Annotated in this window: 4 protein-coding genes; 1 reads left to right on the forward strand and 3 read right to left on the reverse strand. The window is 72.5% G+C overall.

The annotated features are described in order from the left end of the window. Window positions 1-100 precede the first annotated feature (100 nt). The 3 genes from AB0435_RS33810 to AB0435_RS33820 form a co-directional block, all read right to left on the reverse strand. Complete coding sequence (locus AB0435_RS33810; RefSeq protein ID WP_366006608.1) at window positions 101-1,405, reverse strand: ArsA-related P-loop ATPase; 1,305 nt, start codon at window positions 1,403-1,405, stop codon at window positions 101-103. Window positions 1,406-1,541: 136 nt separating this feature from the next. Beyond that, the gene (locus AB0435_RS33815; RefSeq protein WP_366006609.1) at window positions 1,542-1,994 is read right to left on the reverse strand and encodes an SRPBCC family protein; all 453 of its coding nucleotides are present in this window, start codon (window positions 1,992-1,994) and stop codon (window positions 1,542-1,544) included. A 70-nt stretch (window positions 1,995-2,064) separates the two neighbouring features. Next, window positions 2,065-2,838, reverse strand: a complete 774-nt coding sequence (locus tag AB0435_RS33820) for a metallophosphoesterase (protein ID WP_366006610.1) — start codon at window positions 2,836-2,838, stop codon at window positions 2,065-2,067. Between the two features lie 267 nt (window positions 2,839-3,105). Here AB0435_RS33820 and AB0435_RS33825 point away from each other — a divergent pair, with 267 nt between their 5' ends. Continuing rightward, on the forward strand, window positions 3,106-4,902 hold the full coding sequence (locus AB0435_RS33825; protein ID WP_366006611.1) for an AMP-dependent synthetase/ligase: 1,797 nt from the start codon (window positions 3,106-3,108) through the stop codon (window positions 4,900-4,902). The last annotated feature ends 176 nt before the right edge of the window (window positions 4,903-5,078 follow it).

A 5,078-nucleotide genomic window follows, 5' to 3' on the forward strand; every position in this document is an offset into this window, starting at 1 on the left:
CAAAAACGTCCGCTCTGAGGTGCACGTCAGAGCAGTCCTGAGATGCATTCATCCCCGGCATGAACGCCGGGGCTTTCTGCAAGAGACCCGGTAACGGCGTTCACGGAGTCCGCGGCCACAGGGCGGGGTCGGGGGTGAAGCGCACGCACAGCGCGCCGTCGCGCAGACCGGCCCCGGAGACGGTGCAGCGGCGCAGCGCCGACGGCAGCGGCAGGACGCGGCGGAACGGGCCGACGCCGACGATGAGTTCGTCGCCCCGGCGTATGAGGTCCAGGGCGTCGCGGTCGGCGCCGGGCAGCGGCAGCCGCCAGAGCAGGACGCCGTCGGTGGCCAGCCGGTCCTCCACGGTCCAGGCGTCGGGCTCGGAGCCGGTGGCGGGCCAGCCGTCGAGCTCGTCGGCCAGGCCCTCGCCCTCGATGATCCCGACGGTGCCGCCCTCGCCGCCGATGGTCGTCGACACGGCGGCGTCGACGAGCGCACCGAGGTCCTCCTGACCGCGGGGGTCACGGCCGAGGTGCGGGAGTTCACAGACGGTGACGCCGTCGATGAGGTACTCCTCGTGGAGCGCCTTGAGGGCGGTCCGCTGCTCCGCGACGAGCCCGGCCAGCCAGGAGTCGCCGCCGTCGCCCGCGGGGAGCACGCGGTTGGCGACGAGGGTGTCGACCCGGCAGCCCTGGAGGGCGAGTCCGGCGCGGGCGAGGCGCAGTGCCTCGACGGCGAGCGGCCCGGGTTCTGCGACGAGGCGCACGGTCGTGCCGCCCGCCTCGACGACGTCCTGGACGGCGGCGAGTTCGGCCTCCCAGCGCTCCGCGGTCTCGTACAGCCGCTGCGCGGGCATCGGCACCCCGGCCAGCTGGGCGAGCATCGGCCGCAGCGCGCGGGCCGCCTGCCGCTCGGCGGGCAGCAGCCGCCGCAGATAGCGGCGCAGCTGCTCGGGCAGGGCGAGGAGGCGCACGGTCTCGTGCGCGGCGGGCATGTCGACGACGAGCAGGTCCCACGCGGCGGCGGTGTGGGCGGCGCGCAGGGCGGCGAGGACGGCGAGCGGCTCGGCGCCGGGGAGTTCGGTGAGCTCCTCGGGGTCGAGGGGGGAGGCGCCGAGGAGGTCGAAGAGGGAGGCGCCGCGCTCCTGGAGGTCGCGGGCGCGGTCCTGGAAGTGCTCGCCGGTGGCGACGCGGGCGGCCCACAGGCCGGGGGCCGCCTGGACGGGCTCCGCCCAGGGCGCACCGGCCGTGCCGTCCGCGGGTCGCTGGGGCAGGGCGGTGCCGAGCACGGTGTCGGGCGCGGGGCCGCGGTCGGTGGTGAGCAGCAGGACGCGCCGGCCCCGCCGCGCGGCGGTGAGCGCCGTGGCCGCGGCCGTGGTGGTGCGGCCCGCGCCGCCGGTGCCGGTGACGAGGACCGTGCGCAAGGGTTTCTCCTGGTGTGGTGCGGCGCCGTTGCCGCCTGCGGCGGGAGCTCCCTTCGGGAGCGTCCTCAAACGCCGGACGGGCTGAAGTGCGTGCCCGGCAGCCTGGGAACCACCGCCGCCGGGCACGGGGGCGGGCTCAGGACTTCGCGGCGCCGCTCTCCACCCGCTGCTTGAGACCGTCGAGCGCCCGGTCGATGATGACCTTCTCCGCCTTGCGCTTGATCATCCCGAGCATGGGGATCTTGACGTCGACGGTGAGCTGGTACGTCACCTTGGTGTGGCTGCCGCCGGCCTCCGGCTCCAGGCTGTACGAGCCGTCGAGCTGCCGCAGCATCTGGGACTTGACCAGGGACCAGCTCACGACGTTCTCCGCGGGCCAGCTGTAGGCCAGCGTGTGGTCGTCCTTGATCGCGCCCGCGTCGAGGACGAGGCGCACCTGCTCGGCGCGGCCCTGCTCGTCCTTGGCGAGCACCTCCGCCTGCTTGACCTCCCCGGTCCACTCCGCGTAGCGGTCGAAGTCTGCGATCACCGCCATGACCTCGGCCGGGGACGCCTCGATCGTGATGCTCGAGCTGGTGTGTTCCGCCATCTCCGTGGCTCCTCCGTACCGGTCCCGCCGCCTCGTATGCCTGCCGGTGAAGGCTACATCCCGGCGCGCGTCACCACTCCAGCACCCAGGGTGTACCGCTGGAGGCGAAGTGGCCGACGTTGACGCACTCGGTCGCACCGATGCGCATCCGGCGCGCGAGGGGCTGGTGGACGTGGCCGAAGAGCGCGTAGCGGGGGCGGGTGGCGCGGATCGCCTCCAGCAGGGCGGCGCTGCCGGTCTCGAAGCGGCGGGCGACGGTGTCGTAGCAGAGTTCGGGCACGTCGGGCGGGATGTGCGAGCAGAGGACGTCGACGTCGCCGAGCGCCTCGATCTTGGCGGCGTACTCCTCGGCGCCGATCTCGAAGGGCGTCCGCATGGGCGTTTGCAGGCCACCGCCGACGAAGCCGAAGACGCGGCCGCCGATCTCGACGCGCTCCCCGTCGAGGACGGTGGTGCCGGGTGCTGCGTACTCGGACCAGAGCCGGGGGATGTCGACGTTGCCGTAGGTGGCGTAGGTGGGGGTGGGGAAGGCGGCGAAGAGTTCGGCGTACTGCTTGCGGACCGCGGACTCGATGGCCGCGTCGCGGTCGACGCCCTCCCACAGGCGCCGGCCCAGCTCACGGGCCTCCTCGAAGCGGCGGGCGGTGCGCAGCTCCACGATGCGGTCGGCATTCTCGACGCCGAAGAGGTCGGGGAAGATGCCGCGCGAGTGGTCCGCGTAGTCGAGGAAGAGGATGAGGTCGCCGAGGCAGACCACGGCGTCGGCGCCGTCGCCCGCCCGTGCGAGCCCCTCGCTGTTGCCGTGCACATCGCTGACCACGTGAACTCTGAAGCCACCTCGCATGCCGATCACCCTAGGCTCTGCGGGCGGCCCTCCGGAAGGTCGCCGACCTGCGGTTACTTCCCGGTCACCAAGCGGAGGGGCTAGGGTTCGGAAGGCGGTCCGGTGGCGTGTGACGCACAGAACATCTGAGCGCCACCCCTATTCGAAAGCCGTACTGGTGGGTAACGTCCGGGCAGTCCAATACCCCCCTTGCCTGACATGGACCGCAGCCGACGCAGCGCCCCTCAAAGACGCGGCGGCGCCGGCGCCCGACGAGGAGCAGCAGTCTTGCGCGAGTTCAGCCTTCCGGCCCTCTATGAGGTCCCCGCGGACGGAAACCTGACGGATCTGATCCGCCGCAACGCCGCGCAGCGCCCCGATGTCGCCGTCATAGGCCGCAAGGTCGACGGCCGCTGGGAGGACGTCACCGCCGCCGCCTTCCTCGCCGAGGTGCGGGCCGCGGCCAAGGGACTGATGGCTTCGGGCGTCCGGCCGGGCGACCGCGTGGGGCTGATGTCGCGCACCCGTTACGAGTGGACGCTGCTGGACTTCGCCATCTGGAGCGCGGGCGCGGTGACCGTGCCGGTGTACGAGACGAGCTCGGCCGAGCAGATCCAGTGGATCCTCGGCGACTCCGGGGCCGTCGCCTGCGTCGTGGAGACCGAGGCGCACGAGAGCGCCGTCGAGTCCGTCAAGGACCGGCTCCCGGAGCTGCGGCACGTCTGGCGTATCGAGGACGACGCCGTCGGCCGTCTCGGCGCGGCCGGGGAAGGGCTGAGCGACGAGGAGGTCGACGAGCGCAGCGCGCTCGCGGGCGCCGACTCGCCCGCGACCATCGTCTACACCTCCGGCACCACCGGGCGCCCCAAGGGCTGTGTGCTGACCCACCGCAGCTTCTTCGTGGAGTGCGGCAACGCCGTGGAGCGGCTCAAGCCGCTGTTCCGCACGGGCGACTCCTCCGTGCTGCTCTTCCTGCCCACCGCCCACGTCTTCGGGCGGCTGGTCGAGATCGCGGCGGTGCTCGCGCCCATCAAGCTGGGCTGCGTGCCGGACATCCGCAACCTCACCGACGAGCTCGCCGCCTTCCGGCCCACGCTGATCCTCGGCGTGCCGCGCGTCTTCGAGAAGGTCTACAACTCGGCGCGCGCCAAGGCCCAGGCCGACGGCAAGGGCAAGATCTTCGACCGGGCCGCGGACACGGCCATCGCGTACAGCCGCGCCATGGACGGCCCCGGCGGGCCGTCGCTGGGGCTCCGGATCAAGCACGCGATCTTCGACCGGCTCGTCTACGGCAAGCTGCGCGCGGTGCTCGGCGGCCGGGCGACCCACGCGATCTCCGGTGGCGCGCCACTGGGCGAGCGCCTCGGCCACTTCTACCGCGGCATCGGCTTCACCGTCCTGGAGGGCTACGGCCTCACCGAGTCCTGCGCGGCCACCGCCTTCAACCCCTGGGACCGGCAGAAGATCGGCACGGTCGGGCAGCCGCTGCCCGGCTCGGTCGTCCGGATCGCCGACGACGGCGAGGTGCTGCTGCACGGCGAGCACCTCTTCCAGGGCTACTGGAACAACGAGGCCGCCACCGAGGAGGCGCTCTCCGACGGCTGGTTCCACACCGGCGACCTGGGCACGCTCGACGAGGACGGCTACCTCACGATCACCGGGCGGAAGAAGGAGATCATCGTCACCGCGGGCGGCAAGAACGTCGCCCCCGCGGTGATCGAGGACCGCATCCGCGCGCACGCCCTGATCGCCGAGTGCATGGTCGTCGGCGACGCCCGCCCGTTCGTCGGCGCCCTGATCACCCTCGACGAGGACTTCCTCCCGCGCTGGCTCACCGACAACGGCAAGCCGGCCGGCACGACCCCGGCCCAGCTGGCGGACGACCCGGACCTGCTCGCCGCCGTGCAGAAGGCCGTCGACGACGGCAACGCGGCGGTCTCGAAGGCGGAGTCGGTACGCAAGTTCCGCATCCTGCCCGCCCAGTTCACGGAGGCGTCGGGCCATGTGACGCCGTCCCTGAAGCTCAAGCGGAACGTCGTGGCGAAGGACTTCGCGGACGAGATCGAGGCGATCTACCGGGGGTAGGGGGCGGGTTTTGTTCCCCAGCCCCGCCCCTTCCCACAGCATCTGATGCGCGGCTCCGCCGCGGCCGGGGCTCCGCCCCGGGCCTGGGGCTGCTTGTTCCACCAGTCAAAGTTCTCCTTGGGTGACTTCCCCTTGCGACCCTTCAGTTCCGCCGAGTACTTGTGCGCTGCCAACTG

Source organism: Streptomyces sp. NPDC051173 (genome assembly GCF_040689515.1).
Lineage (GTDB): Bacteria > Actinomycetota > Actinomycetes > Streptomycetales > Streptomycetaceae > Streptomyces.